Source organism: Celeribacter neptunius (genome assembly GCF_900113955.1).
Taxonomy (GTDB): domain Bacteria; phylum Pseudomonadota; class Alphaproteobacteria; order Rhodobacterales; family Rhodobacteraceae; genus Celeribacter; species Celeribacter neptunius.
In genome coordinates, this window is record NZ_FORH01000004.1 from 47,491 (window position 1) to 71,185 (window position 23,695).

The 23,695-nt window shown below is 62.3% G+C and carries 24 protein-coding genes; 13 read left to right on the forward strand and 11 right to left on the reverse strand.

Annotated elements, in window-relative coordinates:
• Positions 1-121: 121 nt before the first annotated feature.
• The gene (locus BM151_RS11230) at positions 122-1,450 is read right to left on the reverse strand and encodes an amidase (RefSeq protein WP_090060818.1); all 1,329 of its coding nucleotides are present in this window, start codon (positions 1,448-1,450) and stop codon (positions 122-124) included.
• Positions 1,451-1,602: 152 nt separating this feature from the next.
• Between BM151_RS11230 and BM151_RS11235 the strand changes: the two genes are divergently transcribed.
• The gene (locus BM151_RS11235) at positions 1,603-2,826 is read left to right on the forward strand and encodes a UbiH/UbiF/VisC/COQ6 family ubiquinone biosynthesis hydroxylase (RefSeq protein WP_090061134.1); all 1,224 of its coding nucleotides are present in this window, start codon (positions 1,603-1,605) and stop codon (positions 2,824-2,826) included.
• A gap of 93 nt (positions 2,827-2,919) precedes the next feature.
• On the opposite strand, the gene BM151_RS11240 is transcribed toward BM151_RS11235, so the two are convergent.
• The 5 genes from BM151_RS11240 to BM151_RS11260 form a co-directional block, all read right to left on the reverse strand.
• Entirely contained in the window at positions 2,920-3,138 is a 219-nt protein-coding gene (locus BM151_RS11240; RefSeq protein WP_090060819.1) for a Trm112 family protein, read from the reverse strand.
• The gene (locus tag BM151_RS11245; RefSeq protein ID WP_090060820.1) at positions 3,138-3,773 is read right to left on the reverse strand and encodes an LON peptidase substrate-binding domain-containing protein; all 636 of its coding nucleotides are present in this window, start codon (positions 3,771-3,773) and stop codon (positions 3,138-3,140) included. Before BM151_RS11245 ends, BM151_RS11240 begins: the two co-directional genes overlap by 1 nt.
• Positions 3,774-3,799: 26 nt before the next feature.
• Positions 3,800-4,702, reverse strand: a complete 903-nt coding sequence (locus BM151_RS11250; protein WP_090060821.1) for a thioredoxin family protein — start codon at positions 4,700-4,702, stop codon at positions 3,800-3,802.
• Positions 4,703-4,847: 145 nt separating this feature from the next.
• Positions 4,848-5,636 carry an exodeoxyribonuclease III gene (locus BM151_RS11255; protein WP_090060822.1) on the reverse strand — a complete coding sequence of 263 codons (789 nt, stop codon included), beginning with the start codon at positions 5,634-5,636 and terminating at the stop codon, positions 4,848-4,850.
• Positions 5,637-5,719: 83 nt separating this feature from the next.
• Positions 5,720-6,103 (reverse strand): VOC family protein, encoded by a 384-nt coding sequence (locus BM151_RS11260; RefSeq protein WP_090061135.1) that lies wholly within the window; start codon positions 6,101-6,103, stop codon positions 5,720-5,722.
• A gap of 82 nt (positions 6,104-6,185) precedes the next feature.
• Here BM151_RS11260 and soxR point away from each other — a divergent pair, with 82 nt between their 5' ends.
• Positions 6,186-6,626, forward strand: coding sequence for a redox-sensitive transcriptional activator SoxR (gene soxR / locus BM151_RS11265; RefSeq protein ID WP_090060823.1), 441 nt, complete (start codon positions 6,186-6,188; stop codon positions 6,624-6,626).
• Positions 6,627-6,731: 105 nt separating this feature from the next.
• Here the strand turns inward: soxR and BM151_RS11270 are convergent, their stop codons facing one another.
• Positions 6,732-7,418 (reverse strand): response regulator transcription factor, encoded by a 687-nt coding sequence (locus tag BM151_RS11270; protein WP_090061136.1) that lies wholly within the window; start codon positions 7,416-7,418, stop codon positions 6,732-6,734.
• A gap of 178 nt (positions 7,419-7,596) precedes the next feature.
• Between BM151_RS11270 and ribA the strand changes: the two genes are divergently transcribed.
• Both ribA and BM151_RS11280 read left to right on the forward strand, forming a co-directional pair.
• The gene (gene ribA, locus BM151_RS11275) at positions 7,597-8,685 is read left to right on the forward strand and encodes a GTP cyclohydrolase II (RefSeq protein ID WP_090060824.1); all 1,089 of its coding nucleotides are present in this window, start codon (positions 7,597-7,599) and stop codon (positions 8,683-8,685) included.
• Positions 8,685-9,176 carry a L,D-transpeptidase family protein gene (locus BM151_RS11280; RefSeq protein ID WP_425429548.1) on the forward strand — a complete coding sequence of 164 codons (492 nt, stop codon included), beginning with the start codon at positions 8,685-8,687 and terminating at the stop codon, positions 9,174-9,176. Before ribA ends, BM151_RS11280 begins: the two co-directional genes overlap by 1 nt.
• A 70-nt stretch (positions 9,177-9,246) precedes the next feature.
• Here the strand turns inward: BM151_RS11280 and BM151_RS11285 are convergent, their stop codons facing one another.
• Positions 9,247-9,900 (reverse strand): YggS family pyridoxal phosphate-dependent enzyme, encoded by a 654-nt coding sequence (locus BM151_RS11285; protein ID WP_090060825.1) that lies wholly within the window; start codon positions 9,898-9,900, stop codon positions 9,247-9,249.
• 220 nt (positions 9,901-10,120) lie between these two features.
• Here BM151_RS11285 and BM151_RS11290 point away from each other — a divergent pair, with 220 nt between their 5' ends.
• From BM151_RS11290 to BM151_RS11315, 6 genes are all read left to right on the forward strand, one after another.
• Positions 10,121-11,230: a porin gene (locus tag BM151_RS11290; RefSeq protein ID WP_177213111.1), complete on the forward strand. Its 1,110-nt coding sequence runs from the start codon at positions 10,121-10,123 to the stop codon at positions 11,228-11,230.
• Between the two features lie 153 nt (positions 11,231-11,383).
• A complete protein-coding gene (locus tag BM151_RS11295; protein ID WP_090060827.1) occupies positions 11,384-11,953 on the forward strand; it encodes a DUF3576 domain-containing protein in 570 nt (189 codons plus the stop codon).
• Between the two features lie 213 nt (positions 11,954-12,166).
• The gene (gene leuS, locus BM151_RS11300; protein ID WP_090060828.1) at positions 12,167-14,743 is read left to right on the forward strand and encodes a leucine--tRNA ligase; all 2,577 of its coding nucleotides are present in this window, start codon (positions 12,167-12,169) and stop codon (positions 14,741-14,743) included.
• Positions 14,730-15,218 carry an LPS assembly lipoprotein LptE gene (lptE, locus tag BM151_RS11305; protein ID WP_177213112.1) on the forward strand — a complete coding sequence of 163 codons (489 nt, stop codon included), beginning with the start codon at positions 14,730-14,732 and terminating at the stop codon, positions 15,216-15,218. Before leuS ends, lptE begins: the two co-directional genes overlap by 14 nt.
• A 2-nt stretch (positions 15,219-15,220) precedes the next feature.
• Entirely contained in the window at positions 15,221-16,246 is a 1,026-nt protein-coding gene (holA, locus tag BM151_RS11310; RefSeq protein WP_090060830.1) for a DNA polymerase III subunit delta, read from the forward strand.
• 60 nt (positions 16,247-16,306) lie between these two features.
• Complete coding sequence (locus tag BM151_RS11315; RefSeq protein ID WP_090060831.1) at positions 16,307-17,305, forward strand: LLM class flavin-dependent oxidoreductase; 999 nt, start codon at positions 16,307-16,309, stop codon at positions 17,303-17,305.
• Here BM151_RS11315 and BM151_RS11320 read toward each other — a convergent pair.
• From BM151_RS11320 to BM151_RS11330, 3 genes are read right to left on the reverse strand one after another with little or no spacing between them, the layout of a single operon-like run.
• Positions 17,289-18,467 carry a TIGR03862 family flavoprotein gene (locus BM151_RS11320; RefSeq protein WP_281245307.1) on the reverse strand — a complete coding sequence of 393 codons (1,179 nt, stop codon included), beginning with the start codon at positions 18,465-18,467 and terminating at the stop codon, positions 17,289-17,291. The two genes, BM151_RS11315 and BM151_RS11320, sit on opposite strands and share 17 nt — an antisense overlap.
• Complete coding sequence (locus tag BM151_RS11325; RefSeq protein WP_090060832.1) at positions 18,464-19,078, reverse strand: enoyl-CoA hydratase/isomerase family protein; 615 nt, start codon at positions 19,076-19,078, stop codon at positions 18,464-18,466. Before BM151_RS11325 ends, BM151_RS11320 begins: the two co-directional genes overlap by 4 nt.
• Positions 19,075-19,830 (reverse strand): SDR family oxidoreductase, encoded by a 756-nt coding sequence (locus tag BM151_RS11330; RefSeq protein WP_090061139.1) that lies wholly within the window; start codon positions 19,828-19,830, stop codon positions 19,075-19,077. Before BM151_RS11330 ends, BM151_RS11325 begins: the two co-directional genes overlap by 4 nt.
• 128 nt (positions 19,831-19,958) lie before the next feature.
• Between BM151_RS11330 and BM151_RS11335 the strand changes: the two genes are divergently transcribed.
• From BM151_RS11335 to BM151_RS11345, 3 genes are all read left to right on the forward strand, one after another.
• Positions 19,959-21,488: a hypothetical protein gene (locus BM151_RS11335; protein ID WP_090060833.1), complete on the forward strand. Its 1,530-nt coding sequence runs from the start codon at positions 19,959-19,961 to the stop codon at positions 21,486-21,488.
• Positions 21,489-21,571: 83 nt separating this feature from the next.
• Positions 21,572-22,918: a TldD/PmbA family protein gene (locus BM151_RS11340; protein WP_090060834.1), complete on the forward strand. Its 1,347-nt coding sequence runs from the start codon at positions 21,572-21,574 to the stop codon at positions 22,916-22,918.
• On the forward strand, positions 22,905-23,684 hold the full coding sequence (locus BM151_RS11345) for a 3'(2'),5'-bisphosphate nucleotidase CysQ (protein WP_090060835.1): 780 nt from the start codon (positions 22,905-22,907) through the stop codon (positions 23,682-23,684). The genes BM151_RS11340 and BM151_RS11345 overlap by 14 nt, the downstream gene beginning before the upstream one ends.
• Positions 23,685-23,695: the final 11 nt, after the last annotated feature.

Here is a 23,695-nt window from a genome sequence, read left to right on the forward strand (position 1 = left end):
TACTGCCTCGTATTTCCGGATCTTTTGCCCGGGTGTTTGAGGTCAAGATAACCACGAAGGCCGATTTGGTCCAGCGAAAGACGTGCGCCTGCGCGCGGTTGTGACTTTTACGCCAAAGCGATCAGGAGAGAACCTGCTCCGCCGCCGCGCCGAGCCGCAGCAGAGCGGCCTCCTGCATCGGTGGCGCCTGCAGGATGATCCCGCAGGACGGCACACCGGTGGGAAGCGTCAGCGCGCACAACCCCATCAGGTTGCCGACCCGGGTGTTGCGCAGGGTCAGGAGGTTCTCGGTCACGTAATACTCCGCGTCCGTCAGCAGCCGCTCCGCCTTGGGCGGCAGGTTCGGCGCGGTCGGCAGGAGCACGGCGTCATAGCCCGCGGTCGCCCTGAGATACGCGGCCCGCAAATGTGTCAGCTTTTTCCAGCCGGCGACGAAATCTGCCCCATTATATGCGCCCCCCCCGCGGAAACGTTCGAGGATGCGCGGGTACATCGCGTCCGGCCGGGCCTCGATATAGTCGCGCCATTCGGCATAGGCCTCGGTGGTGAACAGGATGGCGGACAGATCCATCGCCTCGGTGACGGCATCGATAGGCGCCTGGACCACCTCGGCACCGGCGTCGCGGAATTTCTCCACCGCCGCCTTGAACGCCACGCGAGGCGCGTCGCGAATCTCGTCAAACACCACATTGTCGAGCACCAGAAGCCGCTTGCCTTTGAGCGTCGCTCCTTTGAGATCGGGGGCGGGAGAACCGTCGAGAATGGCGAAACTCTCCGCCGCATCCTCGACCGTCTTGACCAGAGGCCCGATGGTGTCGAAAGCGGCGGCCAGCGGTACCACACCGTCGAGCGGGATGCGCCCGGCGGTGGTTTTCAACCCCACGAGATCGTTCCAGGCCGAGGGGATGCGCACCGAACCGCCGGTGTCCGAGCCGATGGAACCGGCCGCAAGCCCGAAGGCCACGGAGGCCGCAGCACCCGAGGACGACCCGCCCGGCACGGCGTCCAGATCATTGATACAGGGTGGCGTGGCGGTGATCGGGTTCAGCCCCAGCCCGGAGAAGGCCAGTTCGGACATATGGGTCTTGCCCAGCGCCACGAGACCGGCCTGTGACGCCCGACGCAGCACCTCGGCATCGCGAGTCGGGATGCGGTCTTGCAACAGGGCGGAGCCGGCCTCGGTCGCCACCCCCGCCGTGTCGAACAGGTCTTTCCAGGACACCGGCACACCGTCCAGAAGTCCACGCCGCACACCGTTCTCGGCCCGCGCATGGGCGGCTTCGGCCTCGGCCATGGCGCGATCCTCCATCATCCGGGCGTAGATCCGCTCGGCGTAGGGGTGCACCCGCGCCTTGTCGAGATAGGCCGCCGCAAGATCGCGCGGATCGATCTCTCCCGCGCCGATCGCACGTCCCAGATCGCACATGCTCATCTCGGTATATTCGGCCATTTTGTCGCTCCCGTTCGCGCAATGTCAGTCGCAGTGCCTATCACCGCACCCTTCACCGCGCCAAGCTAGCGGCGCAACAACGCATGGACAATCCCGTGTGACGCGTCATATTGCGGCGCAAGCGTTTCACGAAGCGCGGCAAGGAGGCTTTCATGACCCAAGCGACAGATCTTCTCATCGTTGGCGGCGGGCTCAATGGTCCGGCTCTGGCGCTGGCGGCGGCCAATGCCGGGCTCACCGTGACCCTGATCGATGCGCTGCCGAAAACCCAGCGGGTCAGCGATCTGTTCGACGGGCGCGGCTATGCGCTCTCTCTGGGCTCGCAACGCCTGATCTCCGCCATCGGCATCTGGGACAAGCTGCACAGCCACGCCCAACCGATCCTCGACGTGAAGGTCACCGATGGCAAACCCGGCGAAGGCCCGGGACCGTTCATGCTGGAATTTCGCGACGGCGAGATCGACGAGAGCCCGATGGGCTATATGGTCGAGGACCGCTATTTGCGGCAGGCCTTTCTCGAGGCCTTGGACGCGCATGACAGGATCACCCAGATCGAGGGCCATGTGGTGGCGCAAGAGGTCGACGCCCATGGCGCGACACTGACGCTGGCGGACGGAACCCAACTCACGGGCAAGCTCATCATCGGCTGCGACGGGCGCAAATCCGGCACCGCGGAACGCGCCGGGATCAGCCGCACCGGCTGGGGCTACGGTCAGACCGCGCTGGTCTGTGCGATCCAGCATGAGCTGCCGCATCATGGCTGCGCGCATCAATATTTCCTGCCCTCCGGACCGCTGGCAATCCTGCCGCTGCCCGGCAATCAAAGCTCGATCGTCTGGACCGAGAAAGACAGGCTTGCGACCGAGATTCAGGCGCTCGATGACGACGATTATCTCGCCGTGCTGCGGCCGCGCTTCGGCGATTTCCTCGGCGAGATTTCCTTGGCCGGCAAACGCTTTGCCTATCCGCTCAACATCACGCTCGCGAATGCGTTCTTTGCTCCCCGCGTGGCGCTCGTGGGCGATGCGGCACATGGCATGCACCCGATCTCGGGTCAGGGGCTGAACGCCGGTCTCAAGGATATCGGCGCGCTGACCGAGGTGCTGATCGAGGCGCATCGGCGCGGCGAAGACATCGGGCGCGAGGATGTTCTGGCGCGTTATGCCCAGTGGCGGCGCTTCGATGTCGCCACGATGGCGCTGATGACCGACAGTTTCAACAAGTTGTTTTCGAACGACAATCCGGTATTGCGCTTTGCCCGCGACCTCGGCATGGGGATGGTGAATTCGCTCACCGGCCTGCGCCGCGCGGCGATCCGCGAGGCGGCGGGCGTCAATGGCGACGTGCCGAAACTCTGTCGTGGCATCGCGCTCTGAACGCGAAGCGTTTCAACGCCAAGATGATAGGGCCGCCGCGAACGTGCAGCGGCCTTTTTCATGCGACAGCCCGGGGCTCACTCTTCCCGGCGCTCACTCTTCGAGCGTGCGGGCCTCGTTCACCAGCATGATCGGGATGCCGTTGCGGATCGGATAGGCGAGCCCGGCGGTTTTCGAGATCAGTTCCTGCGCCTCGGCATCATAGGTCAGCACCCCATGGGTCTGCGGGCAGACCAGCGCCTCGAGCATCCGGCGATCGAACACCTGTTCCTGGGTCACACTCTTGTTTGTGCTGCTGTTTGCCGTCGTCATCACATCATATCCTCATTGGAGCCGCCATAGAGGGCGAACTCCATGAGGGTTACCAGAGTTTCGCGGCGGGTGGAAAGACATGGCGCCTCCAAAAGCGCCTGTTTGTCCTCTGGCGCGAAAGGACAGAGCATGGACAGCGAATTGATCAGCAACTCGTCATCCGCGTGACCGAGACTGCTCCAATCCGTCTGCAGCTCTTCCTCGCAGAAATAGCGTTTCAACAGCGACATGAAAGCCGTGCGTTTCAGCCCCGGGTCCGCCTCGGCCGGGCCAAGATCGGCGTGGAAATCGCGCCAATCGACGGTGAATTTGCGGTAGGGCGCAAAACCCGTGGTCTCTTCGCCCAGGCGGAATCGCGAGATCCCGGTGAGCGTGACCATGTAGCGCCCGTCCTCGGTCTCGGAAAAGGCGGTCAACCGCCCGGCACAACCGATCGTGTTGAGCTTGCCTGCGCCACCGCCGGAACAGGGCTGCACCATGCCGATGAGCCGCGTCGAGGTCTTCATGCAATCTTCGAGCATCTGCAGATAGCGCGGTTCGAAGATATGCAGCGGCAACCGCGCCCGGGGCAGCAGAAGCGCCCCGGGAAGCGGGAAGATCGGGATGGATTGCGGAAGATCGGCTGCGCTCAACATGGCTCTAATCTAGAGCAGGCGTGCGATCAGGCAAATAGCATCGAGGACAGCTTGCGCCGGCCGTTGAGAACGATCGGGTCGGAGGGCTTGAGACTGTCAAAGATTTTGAACAGTTGCTCCTTGATGGCACCGTCGTTCCAGTCGCGATCGAGTTTGAATGCGGCCAGAAGCGTTTCCACCGCCTCTTCCACCTTGCCATTGGCGTGCTGCGCCACGGCGAGATCCAGACGCGCCTGCATGTCACTCGGGTCGGCCTCGACCTTGGCCATCAGATCGGCCAGCGGACCGGCGTTTTCGGCTTCGCGTGCCAGCGTGATCTGGGCATGGACGGCCTCGACCGCGGCATCCCCCGACACGTCGGCGGGGACCCCGTTGATCACGGCTTCGGCCTCATCGACCTCGCCCTTGGCGAGATGGCATTTTGCCAGACCGGCATAGGCCCCGGCCAGCTTGTCGTCCTCCTCGAGGATCGCGGCATAGGTCTGGGCCGCATCGTCGATCTCGCCCGCCTCGAACATTTCATCGGCAGCGGCGACGGCATCGGCGAGGCTTTCGTCGACATTGAGCGCGGCGATCTTGGTCACGAATTCCTTGACCTGCGAGGGCGGAAGCGCGCCCTGAAAGCCGTCGACCGGCTGGCCCTTGAAAAAGGCATAGACCGTCGGGATCGATTGCACCCGGAGCTGACCGGCGATGCCCTGGTTCTCGTCGACATTGACCTTGGCCATCTTGACCGCACCACCGGCAGCCTCGACCTCGGCCTCCAGAGCCGGGCCGAGCTGACGGCAGGGGCCGCACCACGGGGCCCAGAAATCGACGATCACCGGGGTCTCCTGCGAGGCGTCGATCACCTCCGCCATGAAATCGGCTTCGGAGACATCTTTCACGAATGCGCCATGGGCGGCGCCATTGGTTTGACCGAGATCCATATCGGTTCTCCTCTATCTGCTTGCTTGCCGCATATATGCGCCTTTGCGCATGGTTTTTAAAGCATTTCGCGAACAGATGTCGCATCGATTGCTGCAAAACCCGTTTGCCGCCACCTCATCCATCCCGGTTGTCCCGGTGTCGTCCTTACAGATCGAACGTGGCAAAGACCGGCGCGTGATCCGACGGCTGTTCCCAACCGCGGGCCTCGCGCAGGATCTTTGATCCATGCCCGGCATTGGAAATATCCGGCGTCGCCCAGATGTGATCGAGACGACGGCCCTTGTCGGCGGCATCCCAATCCTTGGCGCGATAGGACCACCAGCTGTAGAGCAGCCCCTCGGGAATATCCTGACGGGTGATGTCGACCCAGCCCCCGGCCTCCTGGGTCTCGGCCAGATGGTCCACCTCGATCGGCGTGTGCGAAACGATTTTCAGAAGCTGCTTGTGATTCCACACATCATCCTCGCGCGGGGCGATGTTGAGATCGCCCACGAGGATGGATTTTTCCGGCTTGTCGGCACGAAACGCGTCGCGCATCTCGGTCAGGTAGTCGAGCTTCTGACCGAATTTCTCGTTGATCTCGCGATCCGGCTTGTCGCCGCCCGCCGGCACGTAGAAATTGTGGATGGTCACGCCGTTCTCGAGCTTGCCCGCGATGTGACGCGCATGGCCGAGAGAGGCGTAATCCTCGGCCCCGGCCTCGACCATCGGGATTTTCGAGAGGATCGCGACGCCGTTATAGCCCTTCTGCCCGCGCGCCACCATGTGGGTGTAGCCCAGCGCCCGGAAGCCCTCCATCGGGATTTTCTCCACCGGCGATTTGCACTCCTGAAGGCACAGCACATCGGGGGCTTCCTGTTCCAGAAGCTTCAGCACGATCGGTTCGCGCAGCCGCACGGAGTTGATGTTCCAGGTGGCGAGGGTAAAGGGCATGGGCAGGTCTCCATTGTGTCAGGCGCGAGCATAGTCATCCCCGCGCCCGACGACCAGCCGGGTTTTGGCATGCCCCCTGTTCTTCAATCGTATTGCACGACTTCGAATTCGATGCCGTCGTGATCGCGGAAATAGAACCGCCGCCCCGGCTCGTAATCGGCGTGGTTGACCGGGGTGAACCCGGCCTCGGAGACCCGCGTTTCCACCGCATCGAGATCGCCGACCACCACGGCCAGATGGTTCAATCCGTTGATATGGGTGTAGCTGTCACCGCCCTTTGTCGGCGCCTCTTTCGGGCCGTAGAGCGCGATATAGCTGTCGGGTTCGCCCATATGGATCGACCGGCCCTGATGGATCGCGCCGCCTTGCCAACGGATGTTCCAGCCGAACACCTTGTTCATCCAACGGGCCGTCCGCTCCGGGTCGGACACCGTGATATTGGCATGCTCCAAACGTACGTGTGTCATGATTTTCTCCATCATTGCGTTTTGATGGCAAGCGGTATAATTTCTAAACCTAACTTTAGGTCAAGGTTTTTCTGAGGGGACGATGCCCGCACATGAACTCACCATCGGACAGGTGGCCAGCCGCACCGGGCTGAGCGTCTCGGCGATCCGCTATTATGAGAAAGAGGGGCTGGTCTTTGCCCATCGCAACGCCGGCGGTCAGCGCCGGTTTCCACGCAGCGCGCTCCGCCGTCTGTCCTTTGTCATCGCGGCGCAGAAATTCGGCTTCACCATCGCCCGCATTCGTGACGTGCTGTCGGAACTGCCGGAGGATGAGGCGCCCAGCGCCAAGGCCTGGCACGCGGTCGCACTGGAATTTCGTGCCGATCTCGACCGCAAGATCGCCGCACTCGAAGCGCTGCGCGACAATCTCGAGGGCTGTATCGGCTGCGGCTGCCTGTCGATGAAGAATTGCAAGATCTACAACCGCGACGACGAGGCCGCCCGCGAAGGCCCCGGCCCGCGCGTCTTGCGCGGGATCTAGCCCCCCCTGGCGGGACACGAGCGGGACCGGCGCGCGCGGCCCGAAAAAGCCCGGCGCAACCGCCGGGCCATCTCTTTTGCAACCGCTGGGAAACCCGGCTCCAGCTCAGGAGGCGAGACGATAGCCGCCAGCCTCGGTCACCAGCAGACGCGCATTCGAGGGATCGGGTTCGATTTTCTGCCGCAACCGGTAGATATGGGTCTCCAGCGTGTGGGTGGTCACCCCGGCATTATAGCCCCAGACCTCGTGCAACAGCACATCGCGCGGCACCACGCCTTCGGTGGCGCGGTAGAGGAATTTGAGAATATTGGTCTCTTTTTCCGTCAGGCGGATTTTCTTGTCCTCATCGGTGACAAGCATCTTCTGCGCCGGTTTGAACGTATACGGCCCGAGCTGGAACACCGCCGCTTCGGATTGTTCATGGGTGCGGAGCTGGGCGCGGATGCGCGCCAGAAGCACCGGGAATTTGAACGGCTTGGTGACATAGTCATTGGCGCCGGAATCAAGCCCGAGGATCGTGTCTGCATCAGTGTCATGCCCGGTCAGCATCAAAATAGGCGCCTTCACGCCCGATTTGCGCAGGCGTTTGCACAATTCGCGGCCATCCGTGTCCGGCAGGCCCACATCGAGGATGATCAGGTCGTAATGGCCTTCCTTCGATTTCTCGACCGCCCCGGCGCCACTGTCGGCTTCGAAGACATCGAAATCCTCGGTCATCACAAGCTGCTCGCTCAGAGCTTCACGCAAATCGTCATCGTCATCGACGAGCAGGATTTTCTTGAGAGTGGCCATCACATGGACCTCCTTGGTTTGTGCATTGAACGTGATGTGCGCCCGACCATGGCCGGAAACAAGATTTGCAACAAAACGCTCACGCAAGCGTGTCAACACCCCCGGAAATGTTTCACTTTGTGACAGAAATGGCTACATGAGAGGCCTGTTATCACATTCGACCGAAGACGGATCGCCCATGAGCCTCGCCCCCAGCCTTTCCGAGATGATCGCCCGCGCACGCTCCGACATGCGCATGGGGGTGCCTGTGGTGCTGCGCTCCGGGGCCGGCGCCGCATTGGCCGTGGCCGCCGAAGATGTCTCGCCCGAGCGGCTTTCGGATCTGCGCAACCTCGGCACGCCCTATCTGGCAATCACCGCCCGGCGGGCAGAGACCCTCTCGGCCCGGGCTTACGATGGCGATCTGGCCCGTTTGGCGCTGCCCTCCGACGTCGATGTCGACTGGATCGAAGCCGTGGCCAATCCGGCGGATGATCTGACCCACCCGATGAAAGGCCCGTTTCAATCGGCACGGGGCGGCGATGCAATCTGTGCCCGGGCGGCGATTGCGCTGGCGAAATCCGCACGGCTCCTGCCCGCCGCCGTCATGGTCGATGTGACCAACGCGCTGGAGATCGCCGCCACCCACGGGCTGACCGTCCTGCCGGTCGAACCCGCCCTGCCGCATATGGCCGATCTGGCGCCCTTGCAGGATGTGATTCACGCCCGGGTGCCTCTGGTGGCCTCGGAGAAATCCCGCGTGCATGTGTTTCGCCCCGATGACGGTGGCGAGGAGCATTTCGTGGTCGAGATCGGTCGCCCGGATCGCGCGAAACCGGTTCTGGCGCGGCTGCATTCCGCCTGTTTCACCGGCGATCTCATGGGATCGCTGAAATGCGATTGCGGACCGCAGCTCAACGCCGCGCTCACCCAGATGGGCGAAGAGGGGGCGGGCATCCTGCTGTACCTCAATCAGGAGGGCCGCGGCATCGGCCATGCCAACAAGATGCGCGCCTATTCACTGCAGGATCAGGGCTTCGACACGGTCGAGGCCAATCATCGGCTCGGCTTCGAGGATGACGAGCGCGATTTCCGCATTGGGGCGGCGATCCTGAAAGAGATGGGGTTTTCCGCCGTGCGGCTTCTGACCAACAATCCGAACAAGATCGCCCGGATGGAAGATCAGGGGATCAAGGTCACCGAACGCGTGCCACTCAAGGTGGGTGAGAATCGCTACAACGAAGCCTATCTCGCCACCAAGGCGCGCAAATCGGGGCACCTTCTGTAATGATCAAGGCCACTGACATCGTGGTCACCCGCTGGGGCGCGCGCTTCATGGGGCTGCGTTTCCCCTGTGCCATCGGCAAGGGCGGCATCACCGACAATAAACGCGAAGGCGACGGCGCCAGCCCGCGCGGCATGCATCATCTGCCGCGGCTCTATTACCGCGCCGACCGCATTCCGGCGCTTGACGGGGAAAAGATCAAACCCGGCGATCTCTGGTGCGATGCCGGCGATCATGCCGATTACAATCATCTGGTGCGCGCGCCTTTTAAGGCGAGCCATGAGAGAATGCGTCGCGCCGACCGGCTTTACGATCTGGTGCTGATCAGTGATTGGAACTGGCCCATGGCGACGCCCGGCAAGGGCTCCGCCATCTTTGTCCATCGCTGGCGCAAACCGCGCCATCCGACCGAGGGCTGCGTCGCCTTTCGCGCCGATCACCTGCGCTGGATCGCGGAACGAGTGAGCCCCGCAACCCGGCTGATCATTCGTTGAGAACAGCCTCTCAAAACCTGCCCGACAAAAGTCCGACAGAAATCCGACGCTTTGCCGACCACGCGACTCCTCAGGAATAATCCCGTTCGCCAAAGATCGCGGAGCCGACCCGCACATGGGTCGCGCCTTGGGCAATCGCGCTCTCGAAATCGCCGGACATGCCCATGGACAGGCCTTTGAGGCCGTTGCGATGGGCGATCTTTTTCAGAAGCGCGAAATGCAAAGACGGCTCTTCCTCGGCGGGTGGGATACACATCAACCCCTCGATCACGAGCCCCAGATCGCGGCATTCCTTGATGAACCCGTCCGCATCGGCCGGTAAAATGCCAGCCTTTTGAGGTTCTTCTCCAGTGTTCACCTGAATGAACAGCCGCGGGCAATGCCCCAGCTCCCCGGCCAGACGGGCGATGGTCTTGGCCAATTTCGGACGGTCCACCGTGTGAATCACATCGAACAATTCCATCGCCTGGCGCGCCTTGTTCGTCTGCAAAGGCCCGATGAGATGCAGCTCGACGCCCTCGAATTTCTCCTTGAACCCGGGCCATTTGCCCGCGGCTTCCTGCACCTTGTTCTCCCCGAAAACCCGATGCCCCTGTTCAAGAACAGCCTCCACCCGATCATTGGGCTGAACCTTGGAAACAGCAATGAGAGTCACACTCTCCGGCGCCCGCCCGACACGTTTTGCTTCCGCCACGACGCGATCCCTGATCTCTGCAAGCCCCATATCTGCCTCCTATATGCACATGCCCCACTCATTATGGGTTTCTTAGGATGTGGCCCGCATGCTGTGCAACAGGTGTGTGACCAAGTTGCATCATTTTCCGAGAGAGCGCACCCGCATCCCCGCCTTTGCTTGACCCAAAGCGCGCTTCGGCGCATTCCAATGCCCATGTGTCGGGTAAGCCGGCATGCCTGATATTCATAAAATTCCACGAGGGAAAAAAATGAAAAAGATCCTTCTTTCTTCCGCAGCCCTGACCCTGCTCGCAGGCGCCGCTGCCGCTGAAATCACCTGGTCCGGCTCCGCCACCATCGGCTACAATGACGACTACTCCGACGGCGTCTTTGTTGACTCCGACGTCGACATCAACGCAACCGCCGAACTGAACAACGGCTGGACCGCGTCCCTGACCTACGGCATCGAGCTCGACAACTTCGACAACAACGGTGCCACCGACAACTACTGGTCCGAAGACGAGAACCTGACCATCTCGGTTTCTAACGACATGTACACCCTGACCTACGGTGACACTGAGTACGCTGCTGTTTCCTACTGGAATGGCGTGTCCGACATGGCGTTCGACGGCTTCTCCGAAGTTGACGACGAGCAGGTTCTGAAACTCGACGCCAAATTCGACATGTTCTCCGCTGGCCTGTCCACCGCTGTTGACCGTGATGGTCAAACCTACCAGCTCGGCTTCGGCGCAACCGCGACCCTTGGTATGGTTGACCTCTCCGTTGCCTACCAGGAAGAAGATGCCGCTCCGGCCACCGGCGACATCGCTGCTAACGGCGACTACAACGGCAACGAAATCTTCGGCATCTCCGCTGGCACCTCCTTCGGTGGCGCAGACATTCTCGTTGCTTACGCGAAAGACAACACTGCTGATGAAGATTCCATCGGCATTCAGGTTTCCTACCCGGTTGGCCCGGTGACCCTCACCGGTTACTACGTGTCTGAAAGCGTTGCTTCCGCAACCTACGGTGACGACTACACCTACGGTCTGACCGCCGCTTATGCTGACGGCCCGATCGAAATTCTCGCCCACTACGAATCCGCTCGCGGCGAAGAAGAGTACAACCTCGAAGGTTCTTATGACTTCGGCATGGGTCTGGTTGTGACCGCCGGTTACATCGATGGCGATGACGACACCGACAACGACTTCGCCTCCTACATCGTGGCTGAGTACGACCTCGGTGGCGGCGCGTCCTTCCTCGCTTCCTACGCCGATGCGAACTCCACTGCTGCTGAGATGACCGACGACATCGACACCGGTCTTGGCGGCTACGAGCTGTACTCCGGCGCCACGCTGGCTCTGTCCCTGTCCTTCTAATTCATAGAAGTTCAGAACAAATTGGAGGGGCCGCTCGTCAAGAGCGGCCCTTTTCTTTTGCCACTGCCTGCGCGACAGAGATTTGCGCTTAGCTCTTGTCCCTCGCCGTCCCGGTGGCTACGGTTGCCGCGATATCTTGCGAGGGAGCCATCGATGTTTCGCCCACCCTATATTCTGGTCACGACCGTGGCCGCTTCTCTGACGCTTTCGGGCTGCGGTGCTTTTGACAGCCTTGGCTCCGTCGGGGACAGCCTCGGCTCCCTGCCCTTTTCCGGCGGAAAATCGGAAACCGTCGTGACGACGGATGGCGAAACCCAGGCGGTCGACACGAAATCCACCGGTCAGGTGGTCGAGATCCCGAATGGCGAAACCATCGTCATCGAACAGCCCAAGCGCCGGACAATCTTTGGCGGCGGGCGTGGGTCCGTGTCCGACACGGTTCAGGTCAACAAATACATCTGGAACGCCGCACTTGATGTGCTGTCCTTCCTGCCGGTGCAGGAAGCCGATCCGTTCACCGGCGTGATTATCACTGGCTATGGCACACCGCCGGGTGGCGGGCGCGCCTACCGCGCGGTGATTCACGTCACCGACCCGGCGCTTGATGCCCGGACCCTGAACATCTCGCTCTACACCCGTGGCGGAGCCGTGAGTCAGGAGACGGTAACAGCCGTCGAAGACGCGATTCTGACCCGTGCACGACAGTTGCGCACCGGGAAGTGAACGCAAGGAAACAAGGCCTCTGGACCCCGGAGAGCCAAGGATTTATGACGACGCCGGGCCTTTACGATGCCCGGCGTTTTTCTGAAAGCGTTTCCACATTTCGTTGAAGCACAGCGACATGTGGAAACGTCTAAGACAATAGGATGTTGCACGCGTTTCCAGCCCCGTCGTGTTCCGACATACACTGGAAACGCTCTGACGAAGGAAGAGAACATGAGCCGCTACGCGCCCAGCGAGATCGAACCGAAATGGCAGGCCGCCTGGAATGAGGCGGATGTGTTCCTCGCCAAACGTGACGAGAGCAAGCCGAAGTATTACGTGCTCGAGATGTTCCCCTACCCTTCGGGCCGCATCCATATCGGTCACGTGCGCAATTACACCATGGGAGACGTGGTGGCGCGCTACAAATCCTCGACCGGGCATAACGTCTTGCACCCGATGGGGTTCGACGCGTTCGGCATGCCGGCGGAAAACGCGGCGATGGCCTCTGGCGGCCACCCGAAGACCTGGACCTACGGCAATATCGACACGATGGTCGATCAGATGAAGCCGCTGGGCCTTTCGATCGACTGGACCCGGATGTTCGCCACCTGCGACCCGGAATATTACGGCCAACAGCAGGCGATGTTCATCGACATGCTGGAAAAGGGGCTGGTCTATCGCAAGAACGCCACGGTGAACTGGGACCCGGTCGACATGACGGTTCTGGCCAACGAACAGGTGATCGACGGTTGCGGCTGGCGCTCCGGCGCGCCGGTGGAACGCCGCGAGCTGACCCAATGGTTCTTCAAGATCTCGGACTATTCCGAAGACCTATTGAACGCCATCGACACGCTGGATGACTGGCCCGACAAGGTCAAAACCATGCAGCGCAACTGGATCGGCAAGAGCCGCGGGCTGCAATTTGCCTTTTCCATCGTCGACGCGCCGGCGCATCACGACCGGATCGAGGTCTACACCACCCGTCCTGACACGCTGATGGGCGCGTCTTTCGTGGGCATTTCCGCCGATCACCCGCTGGCCAAGGAGTTGGCCGCCGGGACCCCGGAGATTGCCGCGTTCTGTGAGGAATGCCGCAAGGGCGGCACCACCGAGGAAGCCATCGAGAAGGCTGAGAAGCTCGGCTACAACACCGGGTTGACCGTGCGCCACCCGTTCGACACCTCGGTCGAGCTGCCGGTCTATATCGCCAATTTCATCCTGATGGATTACGGCACCGGCGCGATTTTCGGCTGTCCGGCGCATGACCAGCGCGACTTCGACTTCGCGACGAAATACGACCTGCCGATCACCTTTGTGTTCGAGCCCGCCGAGGGCGAACTCGACACGTCGGAGGCCTATACACCGCTCAAATCCGAGAAGGTGAACTACACCCGCGGTTTTGCCGGCGAGGCGCTGCAAACCAGTGAGGAGGGCGTGAACAGCGCCATCGATTTCTGCGAGGCCAATGGCGTCGGCCACGGCGTGACCAAATTCCGCCTGCGCGACTGGGGCCTGTCAAGGCAGCGCTACTGGGGCTGCCCGATCCCGGTGGTGCATTGCGAAAGCTGCGGCGTGGTGCCGGAGAAGAAAGAGAATCTGCCGGTCGAGCTGCCCTTTGACGAGGATGGCAAGGCGATCGATTTCTCGGTGCCGGGTAACCCGCTCGACCGGCATCCGAGCTGGCGCAATTGCGCCTGCCCGAACTGCGGTGGCGCGGCGCTGCGCGAGACCGACACGATGGACACATTCGTCGACTCGTCCTGGTATTACGCCCGCTTCACCGCGCCGCGTGCCACCACGCCAACCGTGGCCGAGGATGCCGAGTATTGGATGAACGTCGATCAGTATATCGGCGGCATCGAACATGCGATTCTGCACCTGTTGTATTCGCGCTTCTTCGCCCGGGCGATGAACGAGACCGGGCATCTGCCGGAGAAGAGCCGCGAACCGTTCAACGCGCTGTTCACCCAGGGCATGGTGACCCATGCGATCTACGAGAATGCCGAGCGCAAGGACGAGAACGGTCGGTCGATCTATCATTACCCGGAACAGGTCGAGGAACGCGACGGCGGGGTCTTTGTGCGTGAGACCGGCGAGAAGGTGAACGTGATCCCCTCCGCCAAAATGTCCAAGTCCAAGAACAACGTGGTGGACCCGGTGGCGATCATCGAACAATACGGCGCCGATACCGCGCGCTGGTTCGTGCTCTCTGACAGCCCGCCCGAGCGCGACGTGGAATGGACCGCCTCGGGCGCCGAAGCCGCGAGCAAGCACCTCGCCCGCGTCTGGCGTCTGGCCGCCGAGGTGGAGAACGCCCCGGAGACCGGCACAGGCGACGAGGCGCTGTTGCGCGCCACGCATAAGGCGATGTTCGAGGTCACCCAGGGCATCGAGAGCTTTGGCTTCAACAGCTCGATCGCGAAACTCTACGGTTTCACCAACACCGTGTCGAAATCCAAGGCCGGTCGCGAGGCGAAACGTTTCGCGCTCAAGACCATGGCCCAGCTGATGTCGCCGATGACCCCGCATCTCGCCGAGGATATGTGGGCCATGCTCGGAGGCGTTGGCCTGATCGCGCAAGCGGCCTGGCCGGTCCCGGATGAGGCGATGCTGGTCGAGGATACGGTGACGCTGCCGATCCAGATCAACGGCAAACGCCGCGACGAGATCTCGGTGCCGAAAGACATGCCGAAGGAAGAGGTTGAAAAGCTCGTCCTCGAGAGTGATGCTGTGAAAAAGGCGCTCGATGGCGGGTCGCCGAAAAAACTCATCGTCGTCCCGGGCCGCATCGTCAATGTCGTCATTTGATCGCCGCAAATTCCTGATTTCCAGCGCCTCTCTCGGGGCGCTGGCAAGCTGCGGCTTCACCCCGGCCTATGCGCCGGGTGGACGGGCCGCCGCGCTCAGAGGCCGGGTCGAAATCGATGTCCCGAGTGATCGCGAAAGCTACACGCTGGTCAACCGGTTGACCGACACATTCGGCACACCCTCGGACCCGCTCTATCGCCTGAGCTACAAGGTCGCGACCGCCCAGAACCAGATCGGGATCACCCGCGATCAGGAAATCACCCGCTACCATATTACCGGTCAGGTCAGTTACACGCTGCTCGATCTCGCCAGTGGGCAGGCGCTGATGTCGGACAAGACCTCGGGTTTCACCGGCTATTCCGCCACCGGCACAGCCATCGATTCGCTCACCGCCTCGCGTGATGCCTATGCCAGGCTGATGGTGATCCTCGCGGATCAGATGGTCAGCCAGATCATCGCAAAAACGAAACGCTGAGCATGAAACTCGCCGCCCGTGATGCCATTTCCTATTTCGCCAAACCCGATCCGGGCAAGGCCGGCGTACTGCTCTATGGGCCCGACGCGATGCGGATCGCACTCAGGCGTCAGGAGGTGATCGAGGGGCTCATCGGCAAACAGGGCGAAGAGGAAATGCGGCTGACCCGTATCTCCGGCGCCGAACTGCGCAAGGACAAGACGCTCCTGATGGACGCGCTCAAATCCCAAGGCTTCTTCCCGGGGCCACGCGCCGCCTTTGTCGAGGATGCCACCGATCAGGTCAGCGAGCTGGTCAAGGACGCGCTGTTCGACTGGCAGCCGGGCGATGCCCAGATCGTCGTCACCGCCGGCCAGCTCAAGGCCAGCTCGAAACTGCGCAAACTGTTCGAGGGCCATCCCTCGGCCTATGCCATCGCCATCTATGCCGACCCGCCCTCGCGCGCCGAAATCGAAGCCACTTTGGCGAAAGCCGGGATCAAGGATATCTCGCGCGAGGCCATGGCGGATATCGAAGCCCTGTCGCGGGTGTTGGACCCCGGCGATTTCCGCCAGACGCTGGAAAAGCTCTCGCTCTACAAACTGGGCGACGCCACCCCCGTGTCGAGCGAGGATGTTCAAAACTGCGCCCCCGCCACCACCGAGGCCGAGGTGGACGATGTGCTCAACACCGTGGCCGAGGGCAAAGCCCAGGAGCTTGGCCCGCTGATGCTGAAAATCGCCGGACAGGGCATCGACCCGGTCGCCCTGTCGATTTTCACCATGCGCCATTTCCGTGCGCTGCATGCCGCCGCCTCCGATCCGGGCGGGGCCGCATCCGGCATCGCCCGTGCGCGCCCACCGATCTTTGGGCCGCGACGCGACCGGATGACCCGTCAGGCCTCGAATTGGGGCATGTACAAGCTCGAGACCGCATTGGACATTCTCACCGAAACCGACCTGACCCTGCGCTCTGCCTCGAAGGCGCCCGCCATGGCAGTGATGGAACGGGCGCTCATTCGCCTTGCCATGCTTGCGCAACGCCGCTGAGCGAAAAGCCATATTGCCCTCCGGCTCATCCGACCCACATTGGATCGAAAGGAGCCGCACATGATCCCCTATTCCCTTCTCGATCTCTCCCCCGTGCCCGAGGGCGTCTCGACCGCCGATGCGCTGAAACATTCCGTCGATCTGGCGCAACATGCCGAAGGCTGGGGTTTTACCCGCTATTGGCTGGCCGAACATCACAACATGCCGGGCATCGCCTCCGCCGCAACCGCCGTGTTGATCGGCCATATCGCCGGGCACACCAAAACCATGCGGATCGGTGCCGGCGGGATCATGTTGCCGAACCACGCGCCGCTGCAGGTGGCCGAGGCCTTCGGCACGCTGCGCGAGCTCTACGGTGACCGGATCGATCTCGGGCTCGGTCGTGCCCCGGGCACCGATATGCCGACCGCACGCGCGCTCCGGCGCAATCTCACACCGGGGCACGCCAATGGCGAGACCTTCCCACAGGATGTGCAGGAGGTCATGGCCTATCTCGGCGACATGCCCGAGGACGCCGCCGTACGGGCCTTTCCGGGCACGGGCACCCATGTCCCGGTCTGGATGCTCGGTTCCTCGACCTATGGCGCAGAACTCGCAGCGCTTCTGGGCCTGCCCTATGCCTTTGCCTCGCATTTCGCGCCGGCGGCCTTGGATCAGGCGGTGAAGATCTACCGCGATCTCTTCCGCCCCTCCGAATATCTCGACAAGCCGCATTTCATGCTCGCCACCAATGTCTTTGCCGGCGAGACGGAAGAGGAGGCAATCTATCTGCGCAGTTCGATGATGCAGACCTTCGCCAACCTGCGCATGGGCAAACCCGGCAAATTGCCCCGGCCGGTCGAAGATATTGCCACCGTCGTGCCCGCGCGGTTCCTGCCCGCGCTCGAAGCGATTTTCGAGGTCTCCGCGACCGGCACGAAAGATATGATCGAAACAAAGATTCAGTCTCTAATCCAGCGCTATCAGCCCGATGAGATCCTCTTTGCCTCGAACATTCATGACCATGGGAAACGTCTGAAGAGTTTCGAGGTGGCGGCCCAAATCACGCAAGGGATCTGAGCGCGCCCTCGGCGGCCAGGCGTCCGGTGGCGAGGCAGGCGGTCAGCAGATAGCCACCGGTCGGCGCATCCCAATCGAGCATCTCGCCCGCGAAAAACCAGCCCGGGCGGGCTTTGGCTTCGAGATCACCGGTCAGCGCCTCGAAACGCACCCCTCCGGCGGTTGAAATCGCCTCGTCCATCGGCCGCAGCTCCGCGCCCGTGATCTCCAGCGCCTTGAGGCTCCGTGCCAGATCCTTGGACTGTGGCCCTGCAAATTCCATCAACAGCGCCAGCTTTTCCGGCGGCAGCCTGAACGCGCGTTTGAGAAACTTACTGAGGGTTTCTTTCGATTTACGCTGGATTAGGGTCTGTTTGACTCGACCTTCCGACCAATCCGGCAGCAGGTCGATCAGCAAGGGTGCGCCCTCGCGCAGCCCGCGCGACACGGCATAGATGCCACCGCCCTCAAGACCACGGGCCGAGATCACGCATTCACCCCGGCTCTCATAGGCCCCTGCGGTCACATGGATACCTTTGACCGGTGTCCCGAAATGCCGGGTCATATGCGACGACCAATCGATCGAAACGGCGACATTGGACGGCGCAAAAGGCGCCACATCAAGCAGAGGAGACAGCAGCTCCACCCAGTCACCATTCGACCCCAATCTGGCCCAACTTGCCCCTCCGAGCGCAAAAATCGTGAGACGTGGCTTGAGCTGTTTCACCCCCTTCGGGGTTTCAAAGCCAATTGTGGCGTCAGCCGAGATCATCCGCCAATTGCGGCGCAGCTCGACGCCTTGCGCCGAGAGGCGCGCCAGCCAGTTGCGCAAGAGCGGCGAGGCTTTCATCGCTTTCGGAAACACCCGCCCGGAGGAGCCAGTGAACATCTCCTGTCCCAAAGCCTCGGCCCAGGCAATCACCTCCTCTGGCCCGAAGCCTTCCAGCGCATCGCGCAGGGTCTCGGGGATCGGTGCATAGGCGGCCAGGAATCGCTCCATCGGCTCGCTTTTCGTCAGGTTCAGACCCGATTTCCCGGCCATCAGGAATTTCCGCGCCGGCGAAGGTTTGGCCTCCGCAATCACCACGTGATGACCTGCTGCCGACAGGATATCCGCCGCCATCAGCCCGGCAGGTCCGGCACCGACGATCAGGACTTCGATGGCTTCGATCTCTGTACTCACGGGTGGATCAGCGCCTTGATCCCGGCGATATGTTCCGGGCTCGCAGCCAGTGCCGCTTCGGCCAGAGAGGCCACGGCCTCGGCCTGCTCGGCCGCTGGCACGAGACGGTCAACAAGACCCCAATCCAGCGCATCTTGCGTCAAAATCTTTTGCCCGGCCATCAGGATCATCTTCGCGCGCGCCGTACCGATCAGCGCCGCCATGCGTTTCGGATCGGAAGGCTGCGGCAGGAAGCCCAGTGCCATCACCGGGTAAAAGAATTTCGCCCCCGGATCGGCCATGCGCATGTCGCAAGCCAGCGCCATGCCGAACGCGCCCCCCGCCAGAGTCCCGTTCAAAGCGGCAATGGTCAGACAGGGCAGCGCAGCGATCTTACCCGAGAGCTCCTCCCAGAGCGGCGAGGTGGCGAGCCCGGCACGCGCCTCATCGAGATCGGCGCCGGCGGAAAACACTTTTCCCGCCCCGGTGAGCACCAGCACCTTGGCCTGCCCGGCAGCTTCGTCGACGATCTCGATCAATCGAGCCAGCATGTCGGAGGTGAGAGAATTGGCCTTTTCAGGCCGGTTCAGGGTCACAGTCCAGAGATCGCCATCGCGGCTCAGCTCAATCATTCGATCAATCCAATCTTGCGGCGCAGATCATCGTCGCGCAGTTGCAATTCCTCGCCCAGATGCGCGTCTGCCTCAGCCCCGCACATCCAGAGCAAGGCCCGGGCCGGCCATTCCGGCGGGATATGATCGGACCAGTCGAGCTGGCTCACCGCATTCACGCCGGAGGCCTTGATCTCGCGTTGCATCTGGGTGGCGACCGTTCCCGGAGACAGGCCCATGGCGCGGATGCCATGCCCCCGTTCTTCGAGATCGAGCATCTCGGTGAGCATGGCCGCACCGGCTTTCGAACTGCAATAGGCACTCCAGCCCTCGATGCCACGATGCGCCGCGCCGGAAGACACCGTCAGAACCGTGCCAGCACCACGTTCGACCATGTTGGGAACGATCCGGCGCATGGCGTAGAAGACGCCTTTGACATTGATGTCGATGAGCTTGCTCCAAGCCTCCGGATCGGCCCCGGACAGGGGCGCGATCGGTTCGATGACACCGGCATTGTTGATCAGGATATCAATCTGCCCGAACCGCGCCTCAACGGCGCTCGCGGCCGCATCGATGGCTTCATAGGAGGAGATGTCACAGGGCACAGCCAAGGCCTTGTCACCGATCTCGCTCGCAAGTGTGGTGATCGCTTCCGCACCGCGGGCGATCAGCGCCACATTGGCGCCCTCCGCGGCAAACAGACGCGCACTCGCCGCGCCGATACCGCGGCTCGCCCCGGTGATAAACACGGTTTTCCCATTGAGTTTCGGCATCATAGCGCTCCCTGTCCTGGCCCCTCATCATCCTGCGAGAGCTTATGCGTTGAATGCCAAAGGTTCCAGTCTTGACCCTCGCCGGAAAGCACGAAACTGTGTCGGCAAATTTTCCGAGGAGATTTCTCATGCGTTCCCAGTTTTTAGCCGTCGCGCTGACCACCACCTGCCTTGCCGCGGCCCCCATCTATGCCGATATCAGTCCCGAAGAGGCCTGGCAGAGCTATCAGGACATGATGTCGAGCATGGGCATGGCGCCCACCGCCGAGGTCAGCCGTGATGGCGATACGCTCGTCGTGCGCAACATGATCTATTCGATGCAGATGCCCGCTCCCGGCATGTCCAATGTCTCGACGGCGCCGGAGGTTCGGTTTCAGGAACGCTCGGGGGGCACCGTGGCGCTTTGGTTCACCGAACCCGTGACCACGATCGTGACCGCTCCGCTCGATCCGGAACTCCCGGATGAGACACTCGAAACCCGGTCGAGCATCTCCTATGAGGGCGAGGTGGTCATTTCCGGTACAGCGGAAGATCAGCTTTACACCCTGGATGGCAATTCGATGGTGATGTCGACCGCGCCGATGGTGATCGATGGCAAAACGATGCAGCCCGGATTGACCGCAACGCTGAGCGGCGTATCCGGCACCTATTCGCTCCGGAAGGAAGACGATGCCCTTGCCTCGGAGATGGATATCAAGGGCAGCTCTCTGATCTATGACATCGACCCGGTCGAAGGCGAAGACGGCACCGTCGAGATCGGTTTCGAAGCCCATGATCTGGCCATGACCGGGACGGTCAACATGTCGGCGCAGATGAGCGAGGATGTTTTGGCAGCCCTCTTCGGCCACAGCGATCTCGATATTCAGATGGGGCTTGGCACCAGCGCCATGTCCCTGAAAGTCCTGGGCGACACCCCGGAGAGCAACATGGATGTTCAGGCGAACACGGGAGGCTCGACCCTCGATATCTCCGTCCATGGCGGCACGGTGGGATATGATGCCACCGCCAATGACATCAACCTTACCCTTGCCGGGGCACAGATCCCTGGCGGCGCAGCGGAAATCACCCTGAAGAGCTATTCCGCCGGCTTTCTCTTTCCGCTCGCCGCCTCGGATGCGCCTCAGAGCTTTGAGGGCAAGATCGGTCTCGAGGCGCTGAGCCTGCCGGATATTGCCTGGATGATTGCCGATCCGACCGGACAATTGCCGCATGACCCGGCCACGTTCCGTCTGTCGCTGAACGGGACATTGACCAGCGGCATCGATCTCTTTGATGCCAAGGCGCTTTCCGCACTCGAAGGCGGTGAAACAAACCTGCCGATCGACCTGAAGACGCTGAACCTCGCCGAGATCTACCTGGCGCTGGCGGGCGCTTCGATCTCTGGCGAGGGCGCGGGATATGTGCTCGACAAAGAGCCCGCGACGCCGGGCGGTTTGCCGCCTTTCGCCGGCACGCTGTCCCTGGACCTGATCGGCGTGACCGATCTCATCGACAAGCTCTCCTCCACCGGCATTCTGCCGCCGGAACAGGCGATGTCGGCACAGATGATGCTCGGCTTGTTCGCACGTCCGGGCGACACGCCCGGCGAACTCGTCTCCGAGATCGAAATGCTTGAGGACGGCAGCATTCTGGCCAATGGGCAACCGCTACCGTTCTGAACGAAGCACGGGCCGCTTGCGCTTTCGCGACAGGCGGCCTAGTTGCATCAGCGAGATGACCAAGACGATTTAGGAGGAGCACCATGGCCCGGAACCTAGCAGAGCTGACCGAGGCGCTTCTCGATGCCGCGAAAAAGGCCGGTGCCGAGGCCGCCGATGCACTGGCGATCGACGGCACCTCGCTGTCGATCAATGTCCGGCAAGGCGCGCTGGAACAGGCGGAACGTTCCGAAGGCGTGGACATCGGGCTGCGGGTGCTGATCGGGAAACGGCAGGCGTCTGTGTCGGCCTCCGACACCCGCCCCGAAACTCTCGCCACCATGGCCGAACGCGCCGTCGCCATGGCCAAGCTCGCCCCCGAAGACCCGACGGCCGGATTGGCGGACCCGTCGCAGATCACCGATCAAACCGATACCAGCGCGCTCGAGCTTTTCGATCCCTCCGAGGAACCCTCGCCGGACATGCTCAAGGACGATGCCCTGCGCGCCGAAGCGGCTGCCGGGGCCTTCGACGGCATTTCCCAGATCGATTCCGCAGCAGCCGCCTATGGCCGTCGTCGCATTCATCTCGCCGCCACCAACGGGTTCAGCGGCGGGTATGCCCGTTCGGACCGAATGATTTCCACCGTCGCGATTGCCGGCGAAGGCACCGGGATGGAGCGGGACTATTGCGGGGAAAGCCGGATTTTCGGCACCGACCTGCCGTCGCCCGAAGAGATCGGTCGCATCGCCGCCGAGCGGACCCTGGCCCGGATGAACCCGCGCAAACCCAAGACCGGCGCCTACCCGGTCCTCTATGATGAACGCGTGTCCTCCTCGCTGATCGGGCATCTGCTCTCGGCGATCAACGGCATGGCAATTTCCCGCGGCGCGAGCTGGTTGCGCGATGCCATGGGCGAGATGGTCCTGCCCGAGACGCTTTCGGTGATCGAGGATCCGCATCGTGCGCGCACCTCCGCCTCGCGGCTGTTCGATGCCGAGGGGCTGGCGACACAAAAACGCGCCCTCGTCGAAAACGGGGCACTTAAAAGCTGGGTGCTCGATCTTGCGACGGCCCGGAAACTGGGGCTCGAGAGCACCGGCAATGCCTCGCGCGGTGTCTCGTCGCCGCCCTCTCCGAGCGCCGGCAATATCGCCCTGACCCAGGGCAGCAAAAGCCGCGAGGATCTGATCCGCGAGATGGGCACCGGTCTGCTGGTGACCTCGATGATCGGCTCCTCGATCAATCCGACCACCGGCGATTATTCGCGCGGGGCGAGCGGGTTCTGGGTCGAAAATGGCGAAATCGCCTATGCCGTCAATGAATGCACCATCGCAGGCAATCTGCGCGAAATGCTGATGACGCTGATCCCGGCCAATGACGCGCGTCCGCATCTGAGCCGCGTGGTGCCTTCCTTGCTGGTGGAAGGGATGACACTTGCAGGCGACTGACGATCTCGAACTGTTGATCGAGGCCGCGCGCAATGCCGGCGAGATTGCACGGCCCTATTGGAAGGCAGATCCGCAGGTCTGGGACAAAGGCGGCGGGCAAGGCCCGGTGACCGAGGCCGATCTCGCCGTCGACCGGATGCTACACGAATATCTGCTCTCCGAACGCCCCGATTATGGTTGGCTCTCCGAGGAGACGCTCGACACGACATCGGAGCGTTTGGGCAAGAATCGGGTCTTTATCGTCGATCCGATCGACGGCACCCGCAGCTTCATCCATGGTGATCAGAACTGGGCGCATTCACTGGCCATCGCCGAAGACGGCGAGGTGATCGCCGCCGTGGTCTTCCTGCCGCTGCGGGATCGCCTGTTTTCCGCCGTCAAAGGCGGTGGGGCGGAGCTGAACGGAGAGAGTTTGCGCGCCAAATATCGCTGTGATCTCGACGGCGCCACCGTCTTGGCGCCGCGGCAACATCTGAGCGATGAGCATTGGAAGGGTGGTTCGCCGAAATTCATCCACAATTTCCGCCCTTCGCTGGCCTATCGGCTCGCGCTGGTGGCGCAAGGCCGCTATCACGCGATGTTTTCCTTCCGAGCGACCTGGGAATGGGATGTAGCGGCGGGCACGCTGATCCTCTCCGAGGCCGGCGGGCAGGTCACCGACCTCAAGGGGCGCAAGCCGCAATTCAATCAGCCGACACCGCAGCTTGACGGCTTGGTCGCGGGATGCCCCGATCTCGCCGATGGCATCCTCGCGCGCCTGAAATAGACCCCAAAGCG

Coding starts and splice junctions, on each gene's coding strand:
- BM151_RS11230 (WP_090060818.1), bottom strand. CDS start 1,450: ATGGCCGAATATACCGAGATGAGCATGTGCGATCTGGGACGTGCGATC.
- BM151_RS11235 (WP_090061134.1), top strand. CDS start 1,603: ATGACCCAAGCGACAGATCTTCTCATCGTTGGCGGCGGGCTCAATGGT.
- BM151_RS11240 (WP_090060819.1), bottom strand. CDS start 3,138: ATGACGACGGCAAACAGCAGCACAAACAAGAGTGTGACCCAGGAACAG.
- BM151_RS11245 (WP_090060820.1), bottom strand. CDS start 3,773: ATGTTGAGCGCAGCCGATCTTCCGCAATCCATCCCGATCTTCCCGCTT.
- BM151_RS11250 (WP_090060821.1), bottom strand. CDS start 4,702: ATGGATCTCGGTCAAACCAATGGCGCCGCCCATGGCGCATTCGTGAAA.
- BM151_RS11255 (WP_090060822.1), bottom strand. CDS start 5,636: ATGCCCTTTACCCTCGCCACCTGGAACATCAACTCCGTGCGGCTGCGC.
- BM151_RS11260 (WP_090061135.1), bottom strand. CDS start 6,103: ATGACACACGTACGTTTGGAGCATGCCAATATCACGGTGTCCGACCCG.
- soxR (WP_090060823.1), top strand. CDS start 6,186: ATGCCCGCACATGAACTCACCATCGGACAGGTGGCCAGCCGCACCGGG.
- BM151_RS11270 (WP_090061136.1), bottom strand. CDS start 7,418: ATGGCCACTCTCAAGAAAATCCTGCTCGTCGATGACGATGACGATTTG.
- ribA (WP_090060824.1), top strand. CDS start 7,597: ATGAGCCTCGCCCCCAGCCTTTCCGAGATGATCGCCCGCGCACGCTCC.
- BM151_RS11280 (WP_425429548.1), top strand. CDS start 8,685: ATGATCAAGGCCACTGACATCGTGGTCACCCGCTGGGGCGCGCGCTTC.
- BM151_RS11285 (WP_090060825.1), bottom strand. CDS start 9,900: ATGGGGCTTGCAGAGATCAGGGATCGCGTCGTGGCGGAAGCAAAACGT.
- BM151_RS11290 (WP_177213111.1), top strand. CDS start 10,121: ATGAAAAAGATCCTTCTTTCTTCCGCAGCCCTGACCCTGCTCGCAGGC.
- BM151_RS11295 (WP_090060827.1), top strand. CDS start 11,384: ATGTTTCGCCCACCCTATATTCTGGTCACGACCGTGGCCGCTTCTCTG.
- leuS (WP_090060828.1), top strand. CDS start 12,167: ATGAGCCGCTACGCGCCCAGCGAGATCGAACCGAAATGGCAGGCCGCC.
- lptE (WP_177213112.1), top strand. CDS start 14,730: ATGTCGTCATTTGATCGCCGCAAATTCCTGATTTCCAGCGCCTCTCTC.
- holA (WP_090060830.1), top strand. CDS start 15,221: ATGAAACTCGCCGCCCGTGATGCCATTTCCTATTTCGCCAAACCCGAT.
- BM151_RS11315 (WP_090060831.1), top strand. CDS start 16,307: ATGATCCCCTATTCCCTTCTCGATCTCTCCCCCGTGCCCGAGGGCGTC.
- BM151_RS11325 (WP_090060832.1), bottom strand. CDS start 19,078: ATGATTGAGCTGAGCCGCGATGGCGATCTCTGGACTGTGACCCTGAAC.
- BM151_RS11330 (WP_090061139.1), bottom strand. CDS start 19,830: ATGCCGAAACTCAATGGGAAAACCGTGTTTATCACCGGGGCGAGCCGC.
- BM151_RS11335 (WP_090060833.1), top strand. CDS start 19,959: ATGCGTTCCCAGTTTTTAGCCGTCGCGCTGACCACCACCTGCCTTGCC.
- BM151_RS11340 (WP_090060834.1), top strand. CDS start 21,572: ATGGCCCGGAACCTAGCAGAGCTGACCGAGGCGCTTCTCGATGCCGCG.